A 23126-nucleotide genomic window follows, 5' to 3' on the forward strand; every position below is an offset into this window, starting at 1 on the left:
TTATTTTTTATAGTTTGATAACTTCAGCTCCACCCATGTATGGACGAAGTGCTTCTGGGATGGTCACAGAACCATCTGCATTTTGGTAGTTTTCAAGAATAGCAGCTACTGTACGTCCAACTGCAAGTCCAGAACCGTTCAAGGTATGAAGGAGTTTAACCTTGCCATCTGCTTCATCACGGTAACGGATTTGGGCACGACGGGCTTGGAAATCTTCTGTATTTGAACAGCTTGAGATTTCACGGTAGGTATTTTGTGCTGGAATCCAAACTTCCAAGTCGTAAGTTTTAGCAGCTGAGAATCCCATATCTCCAGTAGAAAGCGCAACGACACGGTATGGAAGGTTGAGTTTTTGAAGAATATTTTCAGCGTTGGCTGTCATTTTTTCCAATTCTTCATAAGATTCTTCTGGTTTGGCAAATTTGACCATTTCAACCTTGTGGAATTGGTGCAAACGAATCAAGCCACGAGTATCACGCCCAGCTGAACCAGCCTCAGAACGGAATGATGGGCTCATAGCAGTGAAGTAGATTGGCAGGTCTTTGCCGTCAAGGATTTCATCACGGTAGTAGTTTGTCAGAGGAACTTCAGCTGTAGGAATAAGGACATAATTGCTGTCACTCAATTCAAAAGTATCTTCCTTGAATTTTGGATATTGACCAGTACCAAACATAGAATCATGGTTAACCATGTAAGGCGTGATGACTTCAGTATAGCCTTCCTTGCCATGCTCATCCAACATAAAGTTGTAGATAGCACGTTCCAAACGAGCACCGAGGCCTTTATAGAAGAGGAAGCGAGCGCCTGTTACCTTACCACCGCGTTCCCAGTCAAGGATACCAAGGTCTTCACCAAGATCCCAGTGAGCTTTTGGCTCGAAATCAAACTCGCGTGGTGTCCCCCAACGGCGAACTTCCACATTGTCATCTTCGTCAGCACCAACAGGAACGCTGTCAGCTGGGATATTTGGAAGAGTAGTGGTAAATTCTGTCAATTTAGCATCGATTTCTGCCAATTCAGCATCCAAGGATTTTACTTCAGCAGATAGGGTTTGCATAGCAGCAATCTTGTCATCTGCATTTTCCTTGTTGCGTTTAGCTTGGGCAATCTCAGCTGAAACTGTGTTGCGTTCTGCTTTTAAAGTTTCAACCTTAACCAAGATGTCACGACGTTTAGCATCGATTTCTTTCATCTCGTTCAAGACAGCAGCATCTACACCACGTGTAGCCAATTTTTCTGCGACAGCATCAAAGTCTGTACGAATGCGTTTGATATCTAACATAAGAACTCCTTTATGAAAAAAGCACACCTGACAAAGCGTTGGAGTGGCAGGGCCACGGTTCCATCCAACTTCACAGGTGTGCACTTGATTGTATATGTAATTGTTACTAACGGTAGAATTTCACCTATCTCTCCTATCTGCTCGCAGCACCCGCAGACTTTCTGAAAGAAGAAGATAACCTACTTATCCGTTGCTATGATTATACTAAAGTTTCTACTTTTTTGCAAATAGATTTTTAAATTTTTGACCAATGGTCTGAATCAGGGTAGGAAGCTTGACGACCTTGTCATTGCCCAATTTTTCTCGTGCAATTTTGAGAATGGCACCTGAATCTTTTGATGCAAAGAGGAATTTTCCTCTGTCTGTGAAGACTTCGAAGTGGCGGCTGATTTTGCGACCAGTGACATTGGCTCCAATCTGGTTGATATGGCTCCAAGGAATCTGGATAAATTGTTCGACATTGACATCTGGGTAAAATTCCAAAGCCTGATCACCGACAAGGAATTTCCCAACCTTCCCAGCTATAGAGAGGTAGGAAGTACCTGTGGTATTGAGGAGCACTGTTTTATTAAGAGATTGGGCCATGATTAGTCTTCCTTACTTTCACCGAAAAAGGCATTGTAGAGGGCTTTGATTGCTGCTTTCTCTTGGTCTTTATTGACAACAAACATGATAGACACTTCACTAGAACCTTGAGACATCATCTGGATGTTGATATTGTTTTCAGATAGAGCACGTGTTGCAGTAGCAGTTACTCCGATATGACTCTTCATTTTTTCTCCAACAATCATAATGATAGAAAGGTCGTGTTCAATTTCTGCATGGTCTACTTCAGCCTTTTGAACCAACTGACGAAGGATTTCTTCTTCCTTGATAGGAGTTAGTTCACGAGAACGGAGAATGATTGAAAGATCGTCGATACCTGTAGGCATATGCTCCCAACCGATGTTAAGGTCTTCAAGGATTTGCAGAACCTTGCGACCAAATCCGACCTCGCGGTTCATGAGGTATTTCGACATATTGATGCTGACAAAGCCTGAGTCACCAGCAATTCCCACAACTGGAAATTCATCACTACTATGTTTTAGAACGATACGAGTACCTGGGTGATCAGGATTGTTGGTATTCTTGATAACCAGAGGAATTTTTCCTCGGTAGGCAGGAAGAAGGGCTTCGTCATGAAGGACTGAGAATCCTGCATAGGCTAACTCACGCATTTCACGATAGGTCAACTCAGGGATTGAGTGTGGTTGGTGAATAATACCAGGGTGGGCTGCAAAGATACCATCAACGTCTGTAAAGTTTTCATAGAGGTCTGCCTTAACACCGGCAGCAATGATAGAACCTGTAATGTCTGATCCTCCACGTGAGAAGGTACAGATTTGATTTTCCTTGGTAACTCCAAAGAAACCAGGAATGACAAGGACTTCATTGGCGTTTGTCAATTCTTCAATCTTGTCATAACTTGATGGAATGATGCGAGCGTGACCAGGTTCACTTGTAACCACAATACCAGCTTCTCTAGGGTGCACATAGCGTGCATCGATCCCGTTTTGATTAAAGTAGGCAGCAATCAATTTAGCATTGTTATTTTCACCAGCTGCTAGGAAAGTATCGTAGAGAAATTCATTTTCATCAATAGGAAGAGTGGCTAAGGCGCGAATACTTTTAGAGATTTTTTCTAGAACGGCTGGTTTCAGTCCTAATTCACTCACCATAGCAGCATAGCGGTCGATAATCCAATTCTGACTCTTACTAATATCGTTACCAGCGACATAATCGCGATAGTATTTAATTAAGGCATCCGTAACCTTAGTATCCTCTGCATTGCGTTTACCAGGCGCAGAAACGACTACAAAACGACGCTCTGAATCGCTTTTGACGATGTTTAAAACTTTTTCTAATTGACTAGCTGAGGCAAGAGAGCTACCTCCAAATTTAACAACTTTCATAAGAACTCCTAAAGTAAGTATTTTATACGATTATAGCAGAAAGAAAGGCTTTTTTCAATGAAGAAAATAAAATGCGTTCTGGTATAAAGCGAGCCTTTCTAATCGGCTGAGACACTTTCAGTCGATTTTTTCTTGCTTTCTATTCCTAAAAAAGATATACTTTGAAAATAAAATAATTTAAATCGCTTATAAAATAAAAAGGAGTCCTGATGGAACACATTATTTATCAGCTTGAAGAGGACTTGGCAATCCTTACCTTGAATCGTCCTGAGGTCGCGAATGGTTTTCATATCCCCATGTGTGAGGAGATTTTAGAAGCTCTGATTTTGGCAGAAGAGGATCCGGCTGTGCATTTTGTCTTGATCAATGCGAATGGCAAAGTTTTTTCAGTTGGGGGAGATTTAGTAGAGATGAAGCGGGCAGTGGATGAGGATGATATTCCATCATTGACGAAAATCGCAGAATTGGTCAATACTATTTCTTATAAAATCAAGCAAATTTCTAAACCTGTCTTGATGGAAGTTGACGGGGCTGTTGCAGGCGCCGCAGCAAATATGGCTGTTGCGGCAGATTTCTGCATTGCTACGGATAAGGCTAAATTTATCCAAGCCTTTGTTGGAGTTGGCTTGGCTCCAGATGCAGGAGGAATTCATCTCTTGAGTCGCAGTATTGGTGTGACACGTGCTGCTCAACTAGCTATGACAGGTGAGGCTTTGACCGCAGAAAAAGCTCTAGAGTGGGGCCTGGTTTACCGCGTTTCTGAAGCTGATAAACTTGAAAAGACGAGAGAACAGCTTCTTAAAAAATTAAGACGTGGCTCAAGTAATTCCTATGCTGCCATCAAGAAGTTGGTTTGGGAAAGCCAATTTAAAGATTGGCAAGATTATGCTACTTTAGAACTGAACCTACAGGAATCACTAGCGAAAACAGAGGATTTCAAAGAGGGAGTTCGGGCTCATTCGGAAAGAAGACGACCTAAATTTACAGGAAAATAAAAAAATACTTGCACCATTCTTTGAACTTTGATATAATTCTTTTGTCAAATGTTTTGATTCTAAAAGTTTTTTTGAAAAGGAGGGAAGGAAAGATTGGACTACCAACGAATTAATGAATATTTAACGTCTATATTTAACAATGTCCTCGTTATTGAGGAAGTTAGCTTGAGGGGTAGTCGTTTCAAGGATATCTCCATCAAAGAAATGCATACGATTGATGTGATTGGAAAAGTTCCAGATGTGACACCAAGTCAAGTGTCAAAAGAGTTGATGGTGACTCTTGGGACAGTTACGACTAGTTTGAATAATCTCGAACGTAAGGGTTACATTGAACGCATTCGTTCAGAACATGATCGACGTGTGGTGCATCTGCATTTGACAAAGAAAGGTCGCTTGGTTCATAGGCTACATAAACGCTTCCACAAGGCCATGGTTGAAAAATCATCGATGGTATGAGTAAGCAAGAAATGGAGGTTATGAGCAAAGGTTTGACTAATCTTTATCAATTTTTGGAGGATTTGAGATAATGGCTTTTGCAAAAATAAGCCAGGTTGCTCATTATGTGCCAGAGCAAGTGGTTACAAATCATGATTTGGCTCAGATTATGGATACCAATGATGAGTGGATTTCAAGTCGGACGGGAATACATCAAAGACATATCTCAAGAACAGAATCTACTAGTGATCTGGCTACAGAGGTTGCTAAGAAACTGATGACAAAAGCTGGAATCACAGGGGAGGAACTGGATTTTATCATCCTAGCTACCATTACTCCAGATTCGATGATGCCCTCTACAGCTGCTCGTGTTCAAGCTAATATTCGTGCTAATAAGGCCTTTGCTTTTGACCTAACAGCAGCTTGCAGTGGATTTGTATTTGCTCTTTCAACTGCTGAAAAGTTTATCGCTTCTGGTCGCTTTCAAAAAGGCTTGGTGATTGGTAGTGAGACCCTCTCTAAAGCAGTTGATTGGTCAGACCGATCAACAGCTGTTTTGTTTGGAGATGGTGCTGGTGGTGTCTTGTTAGAAGCTAGCGAGCAAGAGCATTTCTTGGCTGAGAGTCTCAATAGTGATGGGAGTCGTAGCGAGTGTCTAACTTATGGACATTCAGGCTTGCATTCTCCATTTTCAGATCAAGAAAATGCAGATTCATTTTTGAAGATGGATGGGCGCGCAGTCTTTGATTTTGCCATTCGGGATGTAGCCAAGTCTATCAAACAGACTATTGATGAATCTCCTATAGAGGCGACAGACTTGGATTATCTACTACTTCATCAGGCTAATGACCGTATTTTGGATAAAATGGCTAGAAAAATCGGTGTTAACCGAGATAAACTTCCAGCCAATATGATGGAATATGGCAACACCAGTGCAGCCAGTATCCCGATTTTACTTTCAGAGTGTGTAGAACAAGGTCTCATCCCTTTAGATGGTAGCCAGACTGTTCTACTATCAGGCTTCGGTGGAGGTTTGACATGGGGCACGCTCATTCTTACAATTTAGGTAATCATGTGGTGAACACATTGTTATAAAAAAACTATTTATTTTAAAGGAGTCCTATCATGGCAGTATTTGAAAGAGTACAAGAAATTATCGTTGTAGAACTTGGAAAAGACGCATCAGAAGTAACACTTGAATCAACTTTTGATGATTTGGACGCAGATTCATTGGACTTGTTCCAAGTAATCTCAGAAATCGAAGATGCTTTTGATATCCAAATCGAAGCAGAAGATGACCTGAAAACAGTTGGTGACTTGGTTGCCTACGTTGAAGAGCAAACAAAATAAACAGAATATAGATAGAAGGAGTAGGGGAACCCGCTCCCTCTTGTTTAGGCAATAGTTTGATTGTCAAATTATGGTAGTATCGAACTATTACGTAAGCAAGAAACGATGGAGGCACTATGAAAACGCGTATTACAGAATTATTGAACATTGATTATCCTATTTTCCAAGGAGGAATGGCCTGGGTTACTGATGGTGATTTGGCAGGAGCTGTTTCCAAGGCTGGAGGACTAGGGATTATCGGTGGGGGGAATGCTCCTAAAGAAGTTGTCAAGGCAAATATTGATAAAATCAAATCATTGACGGATAAACCCTTTGGTGTCAACATCATGCTCTTGTCTCCCTTTGTGGAAGATATTGTAGACCTCGTTATCGAGGAAGGGGTTAAGGTAGTTACAACAGGCGCAGGAAATCCAAGCAAATACATGGAACGTTTCCATGAAGCTGGTATTACGGTTATTCCTGTTGTACCAAGTGTTGCCCTAGCTAAACGTATGGAAAAAATCGGTGCGGACGCTGTTATTGCAGAAGGAATGGAGGCTGGGGGGCATATCGGTAAATTAACTACCATGACCTTGGTGCGCCAGGTAGCTGCTGCTGTATCTATTCCTGTTATTGCTGCAGGAGGGATTGCGGATGGTGAAGGTGCTGCTGCAGGCTTTATGCTAGGTGCAGAGGCTATTCAGGTTGGAACTCGCTTTGTCGTTGCAAAAGAGTCTAATGCCCATCCAAATTATAAGGCGAAAATTTTAAAAGCTAGAGATATTGATACTACGATTTCAGCTCAACACTTTGGACATGCTGTGCGTGCGATTAAAAATCAGTTGACTCGTGATTTTGAACAAGCTGAAAAAGATGCCTTTAAACAAGACAATCCAGATTTGGAAATTTTTGAACAAATGGGAGCAGGTGCTCTAGCCAAAGCTGTTGTTCACGGAGATGTGGATGGTGGTTCTGTTATGGCAGGTCAAATCGCAGGCCTTGTTTCCAAAGAAGAGACCGTTGAAGAAATCCTAAAAGATTTGTATTACGGAGCAGCTAAGAAAATTCAAGAAGAAGCCTCTCGTTGGGCAGGAGTTGTAAGAAATGACTAAAACAGCCTTTTTATTTGCTGGTCAAGGTGCCCAGTATCTAGGTATGGGACGGGATCTCTATGATCACTACTCTATTGTCAAAGAAACGATTGATCAAGCAAGTCAGGTGCTCGGTTATGATTTGCGTCATCTTATTGATACAGAAGAAGAAAAACTCAATCAGACTCGCTATACGCAACCAGCTATTTTAGCGACTTCAGTTGCTATCTACCATTTATTGCAAGAAAAGGGCTATCAGCCTGATATGGTTGCTGGTTTGTCTCTTGGAGAATACTCTGCCTTGGTAGCTAGCGGTGCCTTGGATTTTGAAGATGCGGTTGCTTTGGTTGCTAAGCGTGGAGCCTATATGGAAGAAGCAGCTCCTGCTGGCTCTGGCAAGATGGTAGCAGTTCTCAACATGCCAGTAGAGGTCATTAAGGAAGCCTGTCAAAAAGCTTCTGAACTTGGAGTGGTTACTCCAGCCAACTATAATACACCTGCACAAATCGTGATTGGCGGAGAAGTGGTGGCAGTTGATCGAGCTGTTGAACTTTTGCAGGAAGCAGGTGCCAAACGCTTGATTCCTCTCAAAGTCTCAGGACCTTTTCATACCGCTCTCCTTGAGCCTGCTAGCCAGAAACTAGCTGAAACTCTAGCTCAGGTAAGTTTTTCAGATTTTACTTGTCCCCTAGTCGGCAATACAGAAGCTGCTGTCATGAAAAAAGATGACATCGCTCAACTCTTGACGCGTCAGGTCAAGGAAGCAGTTCGTTTCTATGAAAGCATTGCGGTTATGCAAGAAGCAGGCGTAACCAACTTTATCGAGATTGGTCCGGGGAAAGTCTTGTCAGGCTTTGTGAAAAAAATTGATAAGACAGCTAAACTAGCCAATGTTGAAGATCGGGCTAGTTTGGAAACTTTGCTAGAAAACAAGTAATCCCTTCTCCCATAAATACAAGAGGAAACAGGAGAAAAGAATGCAACTAAAAAATAAAAATATCTTTATTACAGGTTCGAGTCGTGGGATTGGTCTTGCCATCGCCCACAAGTTTGCTCAAGTAGGAGCCAACATTGTCTTAAACAGTCGTGGGGCAATCTCAGAAGAATTGCTCGTTGAGTTTGCAGACTATGATGTCAAGGTGGTTCCCATTTCAGGAGATGTATCAAATTTTGCAGATGCTAAGCGTATGGTTGATCAAGCTATTGTAGAGCTGGGTTCAGTAGATGTTTTGGTCAACAATGCAGGGATTACCCAAGATACCCTAATGCTCAAGATGACAGAAGCAGATTTTGAAAAAGTGCTCAAGGTTAACTTGACTGGTGCCTTTAACATGACACAATCAGTCTTGAAACCGATGATGAAAGCCAGAGAAGGTGCTATCATTAATATGTCTAGTGTTGTTGGTTTGATGGGAAATATCGGTCAAGCTAACTATGCAGCTTCTAAGGCTGGTTTGATTGGTTTTACCAAGTCTGTGGCTCGTGAAGTGGCCAATCGCAATATCAGGGTTAATGCTATTGCTCCTGGAATGATTGAGTCCGATATGACAGCTGTTCTATCAGACAAGGTAAAAGATGCTATGCTGGCCCAAATTCCTATGAAAGAATTTGGGCAGGCAGAGCAGGTTGCAGATTTGACAGTATTTTTAGCAGGCCAAGATTATCTAACTGGTCAAGTGGTTGCCATTGATGGTGGCTTAAGTATGTAGCAGAAGCTAGAGGTAAAAAAGATGAAACTAAATCGCGTAGTAGTAACAGGTTATGGAGTAACATCTCCAATCGGAAATACACCAGAAGAATTTTGGAATAGTTTGACAACTGGAAAAATCGGAATTGGTAAAATTACAAAATTTGACCATAGTGACTTTGATGTGCATAATGCAGCAGAAATCCAAGATTTTCCTTTTGATAAATACTTTGTTAAGAAAGATACCAATCGTTTTGATAACTACTCTTTGTATGCCTTGTACGCAGCCCAAGAAGCTGTCAATCATGCCAATTTGGATGTAGAGGCTCTTGATAAAGATCGTTTTGGTGTTATTGTGGCCTCTGGTATTGGTGGAATCAAAGAAATTGAAGATCAAGTACTTCGCCTAAATGACAAAGGACCAAAACGTGTGAAACCATTGACCCTTCCGAAAGCCTTGCCAAATATGGCTTCAGGAAATGTTGCTATGCGTTTTGGAGCAAACGGTGTTTGTAAATCCATCAATACTGCCTGCGCTTCATCAAATGACGCGATTGGGGATGCCTTCCGCTCAATTAAGTTTGGTTTCCAAGATGTTATGTTGGTAGGTGGTTCAGAAGCCTCTATTACACCTTTTGCTATTGCTGGTTTCCAAGCCCTGACAGCTCTCTCAACTACAGAGGACCCAACTCGTGCTTCCATTCCATTTGATAAGGACCGTAATGGTTTTGTCATGGGTGAAGGTTCTGGGATGTTGGTTCTTGAAAGCCTTGAACACGCTGAAAAACGTGGGGCAACTATCCTTGCTGAAGTGGTTGGTTATGGACATACCTGTGATGCCTACCACATGACTTCACCACATCCAGAAGGTCAGGGAGCTATCAAGGCCATCAAACTAGCCTTGGAAGAAGCTGAGATTTCCCCAGAGCAAGTAGCCTATGTCAATGCTCACGGAACGTCAACTCCTGCTAATGAAAAAGGAGAAAGTGGTGCGATCGTAGCTGTTTTTGGTAAGGAAGTACCTGTATCATCAACCAAATCATTCACAGGACATTTACTGGGTGCTGCAGGGGCAGTAGAAGCTATTGTCACAATCGAGGCTATGCGTCATAACTTTGTACCAATGACAGCTGGAACAAGTGAAGTATCAGATTATATCGAAGCCAATGTCGTTTATGGACAAGGCTTGGAGCAAGAAATTCCATACGCCATTTCAAATACTTTTGGTTTTGGTGGCCACAATGCAGTTCTTGCTTTCAAACGTTGGGAGAATAAATAAGTATGAATTTAAACGATATTAAAGACTTGATGGCTCAATTTGACCAGTCAAGTTTGAGAGAATTTTCTTATAGAAATGGGACGGATGAGTTACAGTTTAGCAAGAATGAAGCTAGACTTGTGCCTGAAGTTGCACCTCAGGTCGCTCCTGCGCCTGCTATAGCAACACCAAGTCCAGTAGCTTCAACATCTGCTCCAGTAGAGACTGTAGTGGAAGAAGTTCCTGCTTCAGTTGAAGCAAGTGTAGCTGCTGAGGGAGATGTTGTAGAGAGCCCACTTGTTGGGGTGGCTTACTTGGCTGCGGGTCCAGATAAACCTGCCTTCGTCACAGTTGGTGATAGTGTCAAAAAAGGTCAAACATTGGTGATCATCGAAGCTATGAAAGTCATGAATGAAATCCCAGCTCCTAAGGATGGTGTGGTAACGGAAATTCTCGTTTCTAACGAAGAAATGGTTGAGTTTGGTAAAGGATTGGTACGTATCAAATGATCGATATTCAAGGAATCAAAGAAGCTCTTCCCCACCGTTATCCTATGCTCCTAGTGGACCGTGTCTTGGAAGTGAGCGAGGACACCATTGTTGCCATCAAAAATGTGACCATCAATGAGCCCTTCTTTAATGGTCATTTCCCTCAATACCCTGTCATGCCAGGTGTTCTGATTATGGAAGCCTTGGCGCAAACAGCTGGTGTATTGGAGTTATCAAAACCTGAAAATAAGGGGAAACTAGTCTTTTACGCTGGTATGGATAAGGTCAAGTTCAAGAAGCAAGTTGTACCAGGCGACCAATTGGTTATGAACGCGACTTTTGTAAAACGTCGTGGCACTATTGCCGTGGTTGAAGCAAAGGCTGAAGTGGATGGCAAGCTTGCAGCTAGTGGTACTCTTACCTTTGCAATAGGGAACTAAGGAGGTTCTCCATGTTTCGAAAAATTTTAATTGCCAATCGTGGTGAAATTGCGGTTCGTATTATCCGTGCGGCGCGTGAACTGGGGATTGCGACGGTGGCAGTTTATTCAACTGCTGATAAGGAAGCCCTTCATACGCTTTTGGCAGATGAAGCAGTTTGTATCGGTCCTGGTAAGCCTACAGAGTCTTATCTCAATATTAATGCTGTTCTATCAGCTGCAGTCTTGACTGAGGCAGAAGCCATTCACCCAGGTTTTGGATTTCTCAGTGAAAATTCCAAATTTGCAACCATGTGTGAAGAAGTTGGTATCAAGTTTATCGGTCCATCTGGTCATGTCATGGATATGATGGGAGATAAAATCAATGCGCGTGCTCAGATGATTAAAGCAGGCGTGCCTGTCATTCCAGGTTCAGATGGAGAAGTGCATAACTCTGAGGAAGCTTTGATTGTTGCTGAAAAAATTGGCTACCCTGTTATGCTCAAGGCTTCAGCAGGTGGAGGTGGTAAAGGGATTCGTAAGGTTGAAAAACCAGAAGACCTCGTTTCCGCCTTTGATACTGCTTCAAGTGAAGCCAAGGCCAATTATGGCAATGGTGCCATGTATATAGAGCGGGTTATTTATCCAGCTCGCCATATTGAGGTTCAAATCCTAGGAGATGAGCATGGACATGTGATTCACTTGGGGGAACGGGATTGTTCTCTTCAACGGAATAACCAAAAGGTTTTGGAAGAAAGTCCTTCGATTGCAATCGGAAAAACGCTGCGCCATGAAATTGGTTCTGCGGCTGTTCGAGCGGCAGAGTCTGTTGGTTATGAAAATGCAGGGACCATTGAGTTTCTTCTTGATGAAGCCAGTGGTAAATTCTATTTCATGGAAATGAATACACGTGTTCAGGTAGAGCATCCAGTAACAGAATTTGTTTCAGGTGTGGATATCGTTAAGGAACAAATTCGCATTGCGGCAGGTCAGCCTTTGTCTGTTAAGCAAGAAGATATTGTTCTGCGTGGTCATGCCATCGAGTGTCGGATCAATGCAGAAAACCCAGCCTTCAACTTTGCTCCAAGTCCAGGTAAGATTACCAATCTCTATCTGCCAAGTGGAGGAGTAGGCTTGCGCGTGGATTCAGCAGTTTATCCAGGTTATACCATTCCGCCTTATTATGATAGTATGATTGCTAAAATCATCGTTCACGGTGAAAATCGTTTTGATGCCTTGATGAAAATGCAACGAGCCCTCTATGAACTAGAGATAGAGGGGGTGCAGACCAATGCAGATTTCCAGCTTGACCTCATTTCAGATCGTAATGTCATTGCTGGAGATTATGATACTTCCTTCTTGATGGAAACTTTCTTACCTAAATATCAAGAAAAAGAATAAAATGACTTCAAGAGTTTAAACCGAAAAGGGGAATCAATGGCTCTATTTAGTAAAAAAGATAAGTATATTCGAATCAATCCCAATCGTTCGGTTAGGGAAAAACCTCAAGCTAAGCCAGAGGTTCCAGATGAATTATTCTCCCAGTGTCCAGGCTGTAAGCATACCATTTATCAGAAGGATCTGGGAAGTGAGCGTATCTGTCCACATTGTAACTACACCTTTCGTATTTCTGCCCAAGAACGCTTGGCTTTGACGATTGATATGGGGACTTTCAAGGAATTATTTACGGGGATTGAAAGCAAGGATCCCTTGCATTTCCCTGGTTATCAAAAGAAACTAGCAACTATGCGTGAAAAAACAGGTCTGGATGAAGCTGTTGTGACAGGAACAGCTCTTATTAAAGGTCAGACTGTGGCTCTTGGGATTATGGATTCTAACTTTATCATGGCTTCTATGGGTACGGTTGTAGGTGAAAAAATCACTCGATTATTTGAATATGCGACTGTTGAAAAATTGCCAGTTGTTCTCTTCACAGCATCTGGTGGAGCCCGTATGCAGGAAGGAATCATGAGTCTCATGCAGATGGCCAAGATCTCTGCAGCGGTTAAACGCCATTCAAATGCTGGTCTCTTTTATCTGACCATTTTGACAGATCCAACGACAGGTGGTGTGACAGCTTCTTTCGCTATGGAGGGCGATATCATTCTGGCTGAACCACAGAGCTTGGTTGGTTTTGCTGGGCGTCGTGTGATTGAAAATACGGTTCGTGAAAACTTGCCTGAGGATTTTCAAAAGGCAGAATTCCTACTGGAACATGGCTTTGTAGATGCTATTGTCAAAAGAAGAGATTTGCCAGATACGATTGCTAGCCTAGTCAGATTGCATGGAGGGTGTCCTAGATGAATATTGCAAAAATAGTCAGAGAAGCGCGTGAGCAGAGTCGCTTGACAACCTTGGACTTTGCGACAGGCATTTTTGATGAATTTATCCAATTACACGGTGACCGTTCTTTTCGTGATGATGGTGCAGTTGTCGGTGGTATTGGCTGGCTTGGAGATCAAGCTGTCACAGTGGTTGGTATCCAAAAAGGCAAGAGCTTGCAAGACAACCTCAAACGGAATTTTGGACAACCACATCCAGAAGGCTATCGCAAGGCCCTACGGTTGATGAAACAAGCTGAAAAGTTTGGCCGTCCAGTTGTGACCTTTATCAATACTGCAGGTGCCTATCCTGGTGTGGGAGCGGAAGAACGCGGTCAAGGGGAAGCTATCGCTCGCAATCTTATGGAAATGAGTGATCTGAAAGTTCCGATTATCGCCATCATTATCGGTGAAGGTGGTTCAGGTGGGGCTTTGGCTCTAGCAGTTGCAGACCGTGTCTGGATGCTGGAAAATTCTATCTATGCCATTCTCAGCCCAGAAGGCTTTGCTTCCATTCTATGGAAGGACGGAACTCGTGCCATGGAAGCGGCAGAGCTGATGAAAATCACTTCACACGAGCTGCTAGAAATGGACGTGGTGAACAAGGTGATTTCTGAAGCAGGACTTTCTAGTAAAGAACTGATTAAGAGTGTAAAGAAAGAACTTCAAGCTGAGCTAGCTAGACTTTCGCAAAAACCGTTAGAAGAGTTGTTGGAAGAGCGTTACCAACGATTTAGAAAATACTAATACTTCAGAATACATAAAAACTAGAACTGGCGGTCAGTTCTAGTTTTTATGTGGTTCTTACTCTGTATCAAGGATGAAGTAAAAGGTGCCTGGAAGACCAAACACCTTTTCGATTATTCATTTTCTTCTGTTACAAATTGACTAAGCAGTCCATTGATAAAACGGGCTGATTTTTGATCTGAAAAATTTTTAGCAAGTTCAATGGCTTCATTGACTGCTACCAGCTGAGGTGTATCAAATGATGTGATTTCAAAGATACCCAAGCGTAGTAAGTTTTTTTCGACCAAGGTCAAGCGTTCAACTGTCCAGCCTGACTTGAGGTGCTGGTTGATTTGTTTATCCAACTCGTCTTTTTGAGCTTGAACGCCAGAAACCAAGTTTAGAAGAAAGGCAGGGATTTGCACATCTGCATCTTCACGGTCATGCGTGTAGGCAAAGTGACAAGCTGTTTCCATATCTGTGCCGAATTCAAGGCTCATAAGAGCTTGAAAAGCGCATTTACGAAGTTCGCGTCTAGATTCTAATAGTGGACTAGTCATTGAGGAAGTCCTCGTTAAATAGATCTTTCAACTCAGGTTTTGGTGTTTTGTCTGGAACGATTCCTGCAACATGGATGTTGACAGCAGCAAGTTCCACATCAGCCATATCACGAACAGCATCTTTGACCGCTTTTTGAATAGCAAGAGCAACTTTTGGTACTTTTACACCGTACTCAAGATAGAGATAAATGTCAGCAGTTAGTTCTTCGTTGCTTTCTTTTAAGTAGACGCCACGACCAAGAGAGAGTTTTGATAGGGTATCAGATACGGATTTATTTGAAAATGAGTGGACACCATCAACTTTAGCAGTTGCGATGGCAATGATTTTTTCAAGTACACGTGGAGCGATAACGATTTCGCCAAATTGTTCTTCAATTCCCATAGAATGACCTCTTTCTAGAGATTAGGCACGAGAAACGTAAGTTCCTTCTGCAGTGTTGATGATCAATTTTTGCCCAGCTTCGATGAAGTCAGGAACGTTGACAACAAGTCCAGTTTCCATAGTCGCTGGTTTACCAGAACCTGTAACAGTAGCACCTTTGATAGATGGTTGTGTTTCAGCGACTGTCAATTCAACAGTAGTTGGTACAGTTACACCGATTACTTCAGTTCCGTAGAATTGGATTTTTACATCAGAGTTTTCAAGGATGTAAAGCAATTCATTTTCAACGTTTACGACTGGGATTTCGTATTGGTCGTAAGTTTCAGTATTCATGAAGTAGGCAGTTTCATCCATTTTGTACAAGAATTGAGCTGGAACAGTTTCGATAATAGCTTGTTCGAATTTTTCTTCTGGACGGTAGCTTGTGTCAAATGTAGAACCAGTACGGACATCACGTAATTTCATACGCATGATTGTGTTCCCTTTACCTGGTTTGTGGTGGCTAGCTTCCAAAACGCGGATCAATTTTCCGTCTGCAGTTTCAAATGTCATACCAGCTTTCAATTTGCTTGCTTCAATCATGTTTTTACCTCTTTAATAAATATTATTACTCTTCATTTTACCATAAAATCTTCTGGAAATAAAGCCAAAATAGTTAATGGGATTTGGTAAGAGCGAAAAAACCAACCTCAAGGCTGGTTTCTTTTATATATTAATCTTCTTTCAACTTTGCCAATTCCTGGGCAAGCAGCTTAAGGGCGACTTGTGGGTTGGCTTGGCCTTTGGTTGCTTTCATAAGGAATCCTGTAAATGCCTTATCTGCGTTACGTTTACCTGACTTGAAGTCGGCAACAGCCGCTTCGTTATCGGCAAAGACTTGGTGGATGATTGGGATCAGGATTTCAGGGTCTGAGATTTGAACCATACCTGCTTTTTCAACGTATTCACGCGCACCGCCGCCATTTTTAGCCAGGTGGACAAAGACTTTCTTGGCAATCTTAGAAGAGATAGTACCGTCTTCGATGATGGCAATCATTTCGACCAAGTTTTCTGGTGTCAATTCGATTTGTTCCAGTGTCTTACCTTCAGCGTTTAAGAACTGAGCAACTTCTCCTTGGAGCCAGTTAGAGACTTGCTTGGCATCACCACCGAGAGCAACAGCTTTTTCAAAGAAGTCAGATGTGACTTTATTAGCAGTCAACTGGCTAGCATCGTAGTCTGACAAGCCAAGGTCAGAGACGTAGCGAGCACGGCGTTCTTTTGGAAACTCTGGCAATTCAGTACGCATTTCCTCAATCCACTCGTCGGAAATTTCAAAGAGTGGTAGGTCTGGTTCTGGGAAGTAGCGGTAGTCTGCAGCACCTTCCTTGACACGCATGAGGATGGTTGCCTTGTTGGCTTCATCGTAACGGCGTGTTTCCTGGCGGATTTGACCACCTGAACGAAGGATTTCGGCTTGACGTTGAACTTCGTATTCAAGACCTTTGCGAACGTTTGAGAAGGAGTTGAGGTTCTTCAACTCAGTTTTGGTACCGAATTTTTCTTGACCATAAGGACGAAGAGAAATATTGGCATCCACACGCATAGAACCTTCTTCCATCTTAACGTCAGAAATGCCAGCGTACTGGATAACTTCCTTGAGGGCTGTTAGGTAAGCGTAGGCTTCTTCTGGCGAACGCATGTCAGCTTCAGATACAATCTCAATCAAAGGCACCCCTTGGCGGTTGAGGTCAACGTAAGAGTAGCCATCTGTACCGTGGGTGTTTTTACCAGCGTCTTCTTCTAGATGGGCACGTTCGATACCGATTTTCTTAGTTGTACCGTCTTCTAGCTCGACTTCAATCCAACCGTTATAACCGATTGGCTCATCAAACTGAGAAATTTGGTAGGCTTTTGGATTATCAGGGTAGAAGTAGTTCTTGCGGTCAAAGTGCATCTTTTTGTGGATGTCCATGTTGAGGGCAAGAGCTGCCTTGATACCGGCATCAACAACACCTTTATTTAGAACTGGCAGAACACCTGGGAAAGACCAGTCAATCACGTTGGTATTGGCATTTTGGTCATTTCCGAAGTGGGCAGAAGTAGGTGAGAAGATTTTTGAATTGGTGTTGAGCTCTACGTGGACTTCAAGTCCAATGACTGTTTCAAAGTTCATTAGTTATCACCTCCAAAAATCACGGGTTGTTGTTTGTGGTAGTCTGTTGTCGCCTCAAAAGCAGCAGCAGCTTGGTAAATGGTTTCCTCAGAGTACTTAGGACCAATCAATTGGAGTCCGACAGGTAGTCCTTGAGAGAATCCAGCAGGAATCGAAATTCCTGGGAGACCTGCCAAGTTGACTGGTATGGTCAAAAGGTCAGCCAAGTACATGGCAACTGGGTCGTGGTTGAGAGAATCCAAGTCATAGGCAACACTTGGAGCAGTTGGTCCCAAAATCAAGTCATAATCTGCAAAGACTTTTTCGAAATCTTGGATGATGAGGGTACGGACCTGTCCAGCTTTCTTGTAGTAGGCATCGTAGTAACCTGATGAAAGGCTGAAAGTACCTAGCATGATACGGCGTTTAACCTCTTCACCGAAACCTTGGCTACGGCTGTTTACATAGATTTCATCAAGGTTAGTCGCATCCTCTGCGCGGTAGCCGTAACGGATACCGTCAAAGCGTTGCAAGTTTGATGAAGCTTCAGATGAAGCGATGATGTAGTAAACTGCAACACCGTATTTTGAGTGAGGAAGGCTAACTTCTTCGACGATGGCACCGAGTTTCTCGAAGTGTTTAGCGGCATTCAGAATGGTTTCCTTAACCTCTGGGTCAATTCCTTCACCAAGGTATTCCTTAGGTAAAGCAATTTTCATGCCCTTGATGTCTTGACCGATTTTTGAAGTAAAGTCGGCAATGCGGACAGGAGCAGAAGTAGAGTCTTTGGCATCTTCGCTGGCAATCGCATTGAGCAAGAGGGCGTTTTCCTTAACAGTAGGAGCAAAAGGTCCGATTTGGTCTAATGAGCTACCGAAGGCAATGAGGCCGAAACGTGAAACTGTTCCGTAGGTTGGTTTGAGACCAACAATCCCGTTGAAGGCAGCAGGTTGGCGGATAGAGCCACCCGTATCAGAACCAAGTGACAAGCGGACTTGCCCTGACGCTACAGCTGCGGCAGAACCACTTGATGATCCACCAGGAACCTTGCTGTGGTCCCAAGCATTTTTAGTGGCACCGTAGTGGGAAGTCTCACCTGAACCACCCATGGCAAATTCGTCCATGTTGGTCTTTCCGACAACAATCATGCCTTTAGCCTTTGCATTGGCAACGGCTGTCGCATCAAAAATTGGCTCGTAGTTATAGAGCATTTTTGAGGCAGCAGTTGTGAGAATGCCGTCTGTAGAGATGTTATCCTTAACTGCAAGTGGAATTCCTGAAAGGACATTATCAGCGTCAATTCCAGCTTCATCAATGGCTTTGGCTTGAGCAAGTGCTTGCTCTTCAGCTATGGTAACAAAAGCGTTGATAGCTGTCTCGCGAGACTTGATATCTTCAAGCGTAGCTTGGGTTAATTCTGTTGCAGAAATTTCCTTAGAGACAAGGAGATTGTGCAAGTCTTCAATGGTTTTATTGTTGAAAGTCATTAGGCATCTCCTCCATCGTCTAGGATAGCTGGTACCTTGATATAGTAGTTGTCTTTTTCAGGTACGTTTTTAAACAAGCGATCACGGTCTGTTCCTTCTTCGGCCACATCAGGGCGGAGTACAGTCTTGCGGTCAGCCATGGTTGTAGTAGGTGCAACACCAGTTGTGTCAACTTCGCCCAGCAATTCAACCATGTCTACAATCTTGGACAAGGTAGTTGCAAAGGCAGCAGTTTCTTCTTCAGAGAATCTTAATTTTGAAAGATTGGCAACGTGTGTTACCTCTTCTTGCGTAATTTTCATCTTGCATCCTTTCGTGAAATGATGATTTTGAGTCTGTTCTATTTTACCATATTTTCCTATAAATAAGGGAGCCAAACTGAAAAGAAATAGAAATTGAAAAATCGTTTTTAATTCGCTATAATAGTTAAACTAGAAAAAAGAAAAAATAAGAGTTAGGATAGAAACATGTTCCATCAATTTATCACCAGAACTCAGACAGTCCCTCCTCCCATTTCACTTTTTTGGTATGGGGTTATGATGCTGGTCTTAATGCTTTGTATTTATGGGGCACTTGCTTATCACAAAAATCCGAAATTTGTATACTTGTTTAAGGGGATTCAGATCCTCCAGTTGCTAGCACTCTATAGTTGGTATGTTGGTTTTGGGATTCCCTTTTCTAATAGTCTCCCATTTTATCATTGCCGTTTAGCTATGTTTGCTGTGGTTTTCTTGCCTGATAAATGGAAAAGCAAGCAGTACTTTGCCCTCTTAGGAGCAAGTGGAGCTGTCTTTGCACTGGTTTACCCAGTTTTTGACCCCTATGACTTCCCCCATATTACCAGTTTTTCATTTTTGATTGGGCACTATGCCCTTCTAGTGAATTCCTTGGTCTACTTGATGAATCACTATGACAAGAGCCTACTCAAGAAATATATGATTGTAGTCTATACCTTTATCCTCAATCTCTTTCTAGTTGGGGTTAATCAGGTGACAGGGGGAAATTATGGTCTCTTAAATAAGACACCTTTTATTCCTGATGCCCCCCTGTGGCTAAAGTACCTACTTGTGTCCGTCATCCTTTCACTGGCTCTGGTTCTTTTTGATATCTTGTTCAAAAAACGGTGGAAAAAGAGAAACCAGGTGAAATCAGTGCTCTAGCTAACTTTTTTCGTCGGATGAGCAATTGAAAAACTACTCAAAATCCGATATAATGGGGTGTTGAAAGGAATGGTACAATCCAATGTAAAAATCATTCTGAGTTATTGAAACAAGAAAAATAGAGAATCAAAGAAAGAGAACTTATGAATATTCAAGAAGAAATTAAGAAACGTCGTACTTTTGCCATCATCTCCCACCCGGACGCGGGGAAAACTACCATTACTGAGCAGTTGCTCTACTTTGGGGGCGAGATTCGTGAGGCTGGTACCGTAAAAGGGAAGAAAACAGGGACGTTTGCCAAGTCTGACTGGATGGATATCGAGAAGCAACGTGGGATTTCGGTTACTTCATCTGTGATGCAGTTTGACTACGATGGTAAGCGCGTGAATATCCTCGACACACCAGGGCACGAGGACTTCTCAGAAGATACCTATCGGACCTTGATGGCGGTGGATGCTGCGGTCATGGTTGTGGACTCTGCCAAGGGTATCGAGGCCCAAACTAAGAAATTGTTTGAAGTTGTCAAACACCGTGGCATTCCCGTCTTTACCTTTATGAACAAGCTGGACCGTGACGGTCGTGAGCCACTGGACCTCTTGCAAGAATTGGAAGAAGTCTTGGGTATTGCAAGTTATCCGATGAACTGGCCAATCGGGATGGGGAAAGCCTTTGAAGGGCTTTATGACCTCTATAACCAACGCTTGGAACTTTATAAAGGGGATGAGCGTTTTGCTAGTTTAGAAGATGGGGACAAGCTTTTTGGTAGCAATCCTTTCTACGAGCAAGTCAAGGATGATATTGAGCTTTTAAATGAAGCTGGGAATGAGTTTTCAGAGGAAGCTATTCTGGCTGGAGAATTGACACCTGTCTTCTTCGGTTCGGCCCTCACAAACTTTGGTGTGCAGACCTTCCTTGAAACCTTCCTTAAGTTTGCTCCAGAACCACATGGTCACAAGAAAACAGACGGTGAAATTGTGGATCCTTATGACAAGGATTTCTCAGGATTTGTCTTTAAGATCCAAGCCAACATGGACCCTCGACACCGTGACCGTATCGCCTTTGTTCGTATCGTTTCGGGTGAGTTTGAGCGCGGGATGAGTGTCAATCTGCCTCGTACTGGTAAGGGGGCTAAATTGTCTAATGTTACCCAGTTTATGGCGGAAAGTCGTGAGAATGTGACCAATGCCGTGGCGGGTGATATCATCGGGGTTTATGATACAGGTACTTATCAGGTTGGGGATACATTGACTGTTGGCAAAAACAAGTTTGAATTTGAACCATTGCCAACTTTTACACCTGAAATTTTCATGAAAGTTTCCGCTAAGAATGTCATGAAGCAAAAATCCTTCCACAAGGGAATTGAGCAATTGGTGCAAGAAGGAGCCATTCAGCTTTATAAGAATTACCAAACAGGTGAGTACATGCTGGGAGCTGTTGGTCAACTTCAGTTTGAAGTCTTCAAGCACCGTATGGAAGGCGAGTACAATGCGGAAGTAGTCATGAGCCCAATGGGTAAAAAGACCGTTCGCTGGATCAAGCCTGAGGACTTGGATGAACGCATGTCATCAAGCCGCAACATCTTGGCCAAAGACCGTTTTGACCAACCAGTCTTCCTCTTTGAAAATGACTTTGCCCTCCGCTGGTTTGCGGACAAGTATCCAGATGTAGAGTTGGAAGAAAAAATGTAACTCAGTACCAACAATTGGAACTAAAGTTACTAATTGTTGGACGCTAGTCGCTATTTGGCGAACTAGCTAACTGCCTCACTAACTGAGTTTTACAAATGGAATCGATTTGTAAAACTCAGTGTCGTAATCTAATAATAGGTAACCGCTATGGCGGCTTACCTAAACGCTTCACTAGGCGAAATCCACGAATGGTATCGATTCGTGGGCTTTTTTGTTGTAATAGATAGAAAATGGTAACTGTCTTATTAACTATTTTTGGCAAATAGAATCGATTTGCCAGACTCCGTGTCGTAGTGCATAGAATGTCAGTTTGCCTACCTATCACCCTCACTAACTGGTTTTACGTTATTCGTCCATAAGTTTTTTGTTTTGAGAAATAGAAATCAAATTATTTATGTTTTTTCACTTTTAAGCACTAATATTGCACGTTTTGTATTGAAATATTTAATATAATGAATTGAATATTTATTTTTACATATACTAAATATTTTTTGAAACAATTTGAATGTTGGATGAGTAAAGAACTTTGAAACATCATATCATATAAAAAATATATTAAAAATCTTGACAAGCGTTTACAGTTAAAGTATACTTTAAAGGTATGATTAAAATAGGGTGGATTGTCCACTTTTGGAATGTGACGAAAGGATAAATCATGTTTTTTAGACGTCAAAAAGGTGAGTATAGAGAAACCGATCGAGTGACGCGGTATAAATTAATCAAATCAGGAAAACATTGGTTGCGCGCTTCAACCTCTCTTTTTGGTTTGTTCAAGGTCTTGCGTGGTGGTGTAGATACGACGCAAGTCATGACGGAAGTAGTAGAGGATAAAGTAAATTCTTCTATTACAGGTTTGGATATTATCAAGGGACTTGCTGCCACAGGAGCTGTTTTAGGTGGTAGTGTTGCTACTCAAACAAAAGTATTTGCAAATGAAACAGTAGCCGTGGAAAAAACACTGGAAAATCCAGATCTTTTAGTTACAAATGATACAGTAGTTTTGGGTACGACATCTCTAAGTAACTCGGAAAATTCTGCTAGCTTGTCTACTTCTATAAGCGAAAGCGCTTCGATTTCAGAATCAGCTTCTACTAGCACCTCAGCTAGTACTTCAGCCAGCACCTCAGCAAGTGCTTCCGCTAGTACGTCAGTTAGTGCCTCAGCTAGCACATCATCTTCAGCTAGCACTAGCGCTTCAGATTCTGCAAGTATGTCAACTAGTTTGAGTCAATCTACTAGCCAAACAAGTAGTGTGTCAACATCTGTAGGAGCTTCCTCAGAAAAAACTGTATCTGAAATTCAAGATGAGAAGAAAGCATCGACTCAAAATGAATCAAAGGTTGACAAGATTGATTCATCAATTTTGAAGCCTGCTACTATTGAGTCAAATGCTGTTAAAACGAATTCAGATACAACAAGTTTAGTGGGAGCGACAGCTGCAACCTTGTCATCTGTAGAAGCTTCTGTAAAGAAAAATGAAGAAAATCGTAAGAAGTTAACCAAGCTTTCAGCTGAAATGGGTGAATACTTAGCGAAGGCTACTGGTTTACCAAACACTGATTCTGCAATTACTAAGGTAAATGCAGCAGTGACAGCTATTGAAAAAGCTTTGGCAGATCCAACGAGTGACTGGACAGAGGTGGTGCAAAAAGCTACCTTGGCTCGTAATTCTATTGTCAATGCTGTTTTAAGAGCGCAATCAGGTGCGCGCGATGCCCGTAATGGTCAAGCCA

The 23126-nt window shown here is 42.4% G+C and carries 24 protein-coding genes and 2 pseudogenes; 16 read left to right on the top strand and 10 right to left on the bottom strand.

All coding sequences use genetic code 11. The features are described 5' to 3' along the window. Positions 1-7: 7 nt before the first annotated feature. The 3 genes from serS to FJN11_RS01610 form a co-directional block, all read right to left on the bottom strand. Positions 8-1282, bottom strand: a complete 1275-nt coding sequence (gene serS, locus FJN11_RS01600; RefSeq protein ID WP_140223897.1) for a serine--tRNA ligase — start codon at positions 1280-1282, stop codon at positions 8-10. A 213-nt stretch (positions 1283-1495) separates the two neighbouring features. Further along, entirely contained in the window at positions 1496-1867 is a 372-nt protein-coding gene (locus tag FJN11_RS01605) for a DUF956 family protein (RefSeq protein WP_000079349.1), read from the bottom strand. A gap of 2 nt (positions 1868-1869) precedes the next feature. Further along, on the bottom strand, positions 1870-3234 hold the full coding sequence (locus FJN11_RS01610) for an aspartate kinase (RefSeq protein ID WP_140223898.1): 1365 nt from the start codon (positions 3232-3234) through the stop codon (positions 1870-1872). 209 nt (positions 3235-3443) lie between these two features. Between FJN11_RS01610 and FJN11_RS01615 the strand changes: the two genes are divergently transcribed. The 13 genes and pseudogenes from FJN11_RS01615 (at position 3444) to FJN11_RS01675 (ending at position 14003) form a co-directional block, all read left to right on the top strand. Next, positions 3444-4229, top strand: coding sequence for an enoyl-CoA hydratase (locus FJN11_RS01615; RefSeq protein WP_049492986.1), 786 nt, complete (start codon positions 3444-3446; stop codon positions 4227-4229). Between the two features lie 93 nt (positions 4230-4322). Further along, positions 4323-4756, top strand: a pseudogene (fabT, locus tag FJN11_RS01620) (fatty acid biosynthesis transcriptional regulator FabT). Continuing rightward, positions 4756-5730, top strand: coding sequence for a beta-ketoacyl-ACP synthase III (locus FJN11_RS01625; RefSeq protein WP_140223900.1), 975 nt, complete (start codon positions 4756-4758; stop codon positions 5728-5730). The pseudogene fabT and the gene FJN11_RS01625 overlap by 1 nt, the downstream one beginning before the upstream one ends. A 59-nt stretch (positions 5731-5789) precedes the next feature. After that, positions 5790-6014, top strand: a complete 225-nt coding sequence (locus FJN11_RS01630; RefSeq protein ID WP_140223901.1) for an acyl carrier protein — start codon at positions 5790-5792, stop codon at positions 6012-6014. Positions 6015-6130: 116 nt separating this feature from the next. Next, the gene (gene fabK / locus FJN11_RS01635; RefSeq protein WP_140223902.1) at positions 6131-7105 is read left to right on the top strand and encodes an enoyl-[acyl-carrier-protein] reductase FabK; all 975 of its coding nucleotides are present in this window, start codon (positions 6131-6133) and stop codon (positions 7103-7105) included. Beyond that, the gene (gene fabD, locus FJN11_RS01640; protein WP_140223903.1) at positions 7098-8021 is read left to right on the top strand and encodes an ACP S-malonyltransferase; all 924 of its coding nucleotides are present in this window, start codon (positions 7098-7100) and stop codon (positions 8019-8021) included. The genes fabK and fabD overlap by 8 nt, the downstream gene beginning before the upstream one ends. Positions 8022-8061: 40 nt before the next feature. Continuing rightward, entirely contained in the window at positions 8062-8793 is a 732-nt protein-coding gene (gene fabG / locus FJN11_RS01645; RefSeq protein ID WP_094753835.1) for a 3-oxoacyl-[acyl-carrier-protein] reductase, read from the top strand. Positions 8794-8814: 21 nt separating this feature from the next. Then, positions 8815-10050, top strand: a complete 1236-nt coding sequence (gene fabF, locus FJN11_RS01650; protein ID WP_140223904.1) for a beta-ketoacyl-ACP synthase II — start codon at positions 8815-8817, stop codon at positions 10048-10050. A gap of 2 nt (positions 10051-10052) precedes the next feature. Next, positions 10053-10538, top strand: a complete 486-nt coding sequence (gene accB / locus FJN11_RS01655; protein ID WP_061864355.1) for an acetyl-CoA carboxylase biotin carboxyl carrier protein — start codon at positions 10053-10055, stop codon at positions 10536-10538. Further along, positions 10535-10957, top strand: coding sequence for a 3-hydroxyacyl-ACP dehydratase FabZ (gene fabZ / locus FJN11_RS01660; protein ID WP_140223905.1), 423 nt, complete (start codon positions 10535-10537; stop codon positions 10955-10957). Before accB ends, fabZ begins: the two co-directional genes overlap by 4 nt. A gap of 11 nt (positions 10958-10968) precedes the next feature. Further along, a complete protein-coding gene (accC, locus tag FJN11_RS01665) occupies positions 10969-12336 on the top strand; it encodes an acetyl-CoA carboxylase biotin carboxylase subunit (RefSeq protein WP_140223906.1) in 1368 nt (455 codons plus the stop codon). Positions 12337-12372: 36 nt separating this feature from the next. After that, positions 12373-13239, top strand: a complete 867-nt coding sequence (gene accD, locus FJN11_RS01670; protein WP_061589555.1) for an acetyl-CoA carboxylase, carboxyltransferase subunit beta — start codon at positions 12373-12375, stop codon at positions 13237-13239. Further along, a complete protein-coding gene (locus FJN11_RS01675) occupies positions 13236-14003 on the top strand; it encodes an acetyl-CoA carboxylase carboxyl transferase subunit alpha (protein ID WP_140223907.1) in 768 nt (255 codons plus the stop codon). Before accD ends, FJN11_RS01675 begins: the two co-directional genes overlap by 4 nt. Before the next feature lie 113 nt (positions 14004-14116). On the opposite strand, the gene nusB is transcribed toward FJN11_RS01675, so the two are convergent. The 6 genes from nusB to gatC all read right to left on the bottom strand — a co-directional run bounded on the left by nusB (position 14117) and on the right by gatC (position 18847). Then, the gene (gene nusB, locus FJN11_RS01680) at positions 14117-14542 is read right to left on the bottom strand and encodes a transcription antitermination factor NusB (protein WP_000203638.1); all 426 of its coding nucleotides are present in this window, start codon (positions 14540-14542) and stop codon (positions 14117-14119) included. After that, a complete protein-coding gene (locus FJN11_RS01685) occupies positions 14535-14924 on the bottom strand; it encodes an Asp23/Gls24 family envelope stress response protein (RefSeq protein ID WP_000510575.1) in 390 nt (129 codons plus the stop codon). Before FJN11_RS01685 ends, nusB begins: the two co-directional genes overlap by 8 nt. Positions 14925-14945: 21 nt before the next feature. Next, complete coding sequence (gene efp, locus FJN11_RS01690) at positions 14946-15506, bottom strand: elongation factor P (protein WP_049552711.1); 561 nt, start codon at positions 15504-15506, stop codon at positions 14946-14948. A gap of 130 nt (positions 15507-15636) precedes the next feature. Beyond that, positions 15637-17079 (bottom strand): Asp-tRNA(Asn)/Glu-tRNA(Gln) amidotransferase subunit GatB, encoded by a 1443-nt coding sequence (gene gatB / locus FJN11_RS01695; RefSeq protein ID WP_070479852.1) that lies wholly within the window; start codon positions 17077-17079, stop codon positions 15637-15639. Further along, positions 17079-18545 carry an Asp-tRNA(Asn)/Glu-tRNA(Gln) amidotransferase subunit GatA gene (gene gatA, locus FJN11_RS01700; protein WP_000143706.1) on the bottom strand — a complete coding sequence of 489 codons (1467 nt, stop codon included), beginning with the start codon at positions 18543-18545 and terminating at the stop codon, positions 17079-17081. Before gatA ends, gatB begins: the two co-directional genes overlap by 1 nt. Next, positions 18545-18847 (bottom strand): Asp-tRNA(Asn)/Glu-tRNA(Gln) amidotransferase subunit GatC, encoded by a 303-nt coding sequence (gene gatC, locus FJN11_RS01705; protein ID WP_000705419.1) that lies wholly within the window; start codon positions 18845-18847, stop codon positions 18545-18547. Before gatC ends, gatA begins: the two co-directional genes overlap by 1 nt. A 165-nt stretch (positions 18848-19012) precedes the next feature. On the opposite strand from gatC, the gene FJN11_RS01710 reads away from it, so the two are divergent. The 3 genes and pseudogenes from FJN11_RS01710 to FJN11_RS10960 all read left to right on the top strand — a co-directional run. Beyond that, a complete protein-coding gene (locus FJN11_RS01710) occupies positions 19013-19705 on the top strand; it encodes a YwaF family protein (RefSeq protein WP_049552708.1) in 693 nt (230 codons plus the stop codon). Positions 19706-19848: 143 nt separating this feature from the next. Then, positions 19849-21393 carry a peptide chain release factor 3 gene (locus FJN11_RS01715; RefSeq protein ID WP_001025437.1) on the top strand — a complete coding sequence of 515 codons (1545 nt, stop codon included), beginning with the start codon at positions 19849-19851 and terminating at the stop codon, positions 21391-21393. Between the two features lie 655 nt (positions 21394-22048). Next, positions 22049-22571: pseudogene (locus FJN11_RS10960) on the top strand (accessory Sec-dependent serine-rich glycoprotein adhesin); the annotation flags it as partial. Positions 22572-22716: 145 nt separating this feature from the next. On the opposite strand, the gene FJN11_RS01725 reads toward FJN11_RS10960, so the two are convergent. After that, entirely contained in the window at positions 22717-23073 is a 357-nt protein-coding gene (locus FJN11_RS01725; protein ID WP_140223908.1) for a hypothetical protein, read from the bottom strand. Positions 23074-23126: the final 53 nt, after the last annotated feature.

Origin of the sequence: Streptococcus symci (assembly GCF_006385165.1) — a bacterium.
GTDB lineage: Bacteria > Bacillota > Bacilli > Lactobacillales > Streptococcaceae > Streptococcus > Streptococcus symci.

Bases quoted from the DNA above. Each gene is read 5' to 3' on its own strand.
- gatC (WP_000705419.1), bottom strand. From the start codon at position 18,847: ATGAAAATTACGCAAGAAGAGGTAACACACGTTGCCAATCTTTCAAAA.
- accD (WP_061589555.1), top strand. From the start codon at position 12,373: ATGGCTCTATTTAGTAAAAAAGATAAGTATATTCGAATCAATCCCAAT.
- FJN11_RS01685 (WP_000510575.1), bottom strand. From the start codon at position 14,924: ATGGGAATTGAAGAACAATTTGGCGAAATCGTTATCGCTCCACGTGTA.
- FJN11_RS01605 (WP_000079349.1), bottom strand. From the start codon at position 1,867: ATGGCCCAATCTCTTAATAAAACAGTGCTCCTCAATACCACAGGTACT.
- FJN11_RS01675 (WP_140223907.1), top strand. From the start codon at position 13,236: ATGAATATTGCAAAAATAGTCAGAGAAGCGCGTGAGCAGAGTCGCTTG.
- FJN11_RS01630 (WP_140223901.1), top strand. From the start codon at position 5,790: ATGGCAGTATTTGAAAGAGTACAAGAAATTATCGTTGTAGAACTTGGA.
- FJN11_RS01715 (WP_001025437.1), top strand. From the start codon at position 19,849: ATGAATATTCAAGAAGAAATTAAGAAACGTCGTACTTTTGCCATCATC.
- efp (WP_049552711.1), bottom strand. From the start codon at position 15,506: ATGATTGAAGCAAGCAAATTGAAAGCTGGTATGACATTTGAAACTGCA.
- fabD (WP_140223903.1), top strand. From the start codon at position 7,098: ATGACTAAAACAGCCTTTTTATTTGCTGGTCAAGGTGCCCAGTATCTA.
- FJN11_RS01615 (WP_049492986.1), top strand. From the start codon at position 3,444: ATGGAACACATTATTTATCAGCTTGAAGAGGACTTGGCAATCCTTACC.
- fabF (WP_140223904.1), top strand. From the start codon at position 8,815: ATGAAACTAAATCGCGTAGTAGTAACAGGTTATGGAGTAACATCTCCA.
- fabG (WP_094753835.1), top strand. From the start codon at position 8,062: ATGCAACTAAAAAATAAAAATATCTTTATTACAGGTTCGAGTCGTGGG.
- FJN11_RS01625 (WP_140223900.1), top strand. From the start codon at position 4,756: ATGGCTTTTGCAAAAATAAGCCAGGTTGCTCATTATGTGCCAGAGCAA.
- accB (WP_061864355.1), top strand. From the start codon at position 10,053: ATGAATTTAAACGATATTAAAGACTTGATGGCTCAATTTGACCAGTCA.
- fabZ (WP_140223905.1), top strand. From the start codon at position 10,535: ATGATCGATATTCAAGGAATCAAAGAAGCTCTTCCCCACCGTTATCCT.
- gatB (WP_070479852.1), bottom strand. From the start codon at position 17,079: ATGAACTTTGAAACAGTCATTGGACTTGAAGTCCACGTAGAGCTCAAC.
- FJN11_RS01710 (WP_049552708.1), top strand. From the start codon at position 19,013: ATGTTCCATCAATTTATCACCAGAACTCAGACAGTCCCTCCTCCCATT.
- nusB (WP_000203638.1), bottom strand. From the start codon at position 14,542: ATGACTAGTCCACTATTAGAATCTAGACGCGAACTTCGTAAATGCGCT.
- gatA (WP_000143706.1), bottom strand. From the start codon at position 18,545: ATGACTTTCAACAATAAAACCATTGAAGACTTGCACAATCTCCTTGTC.
- accC (WP_140223906.1), top strand. From the start codon at position 10,969: ATGTTTCGAAAAATTTTAATTGCCAATCGTGGTGAAATTGCGGTTCGT.
- serS (WP_140223897.1), bottom strand. From the start codon at position 1,282: ATGTTAGATATCAAACGCATTCGTACAGACTTTGATGCTGTCGCAGAA.
- fabK (WP_140223902.1), top strand. From the start codon at position 6,131: ATGAAAACGCGTATTACAGAATTATTGAACATTGATTATCCTATTTTC.
- FJN11_RS01610 (WP_140223898.1), bottom strand. From the start codon at position 3,234: ATGAAAGTTGTTAAATTTGGAGGTAGCTCTCTTGCCTCAGCTAGTCAA.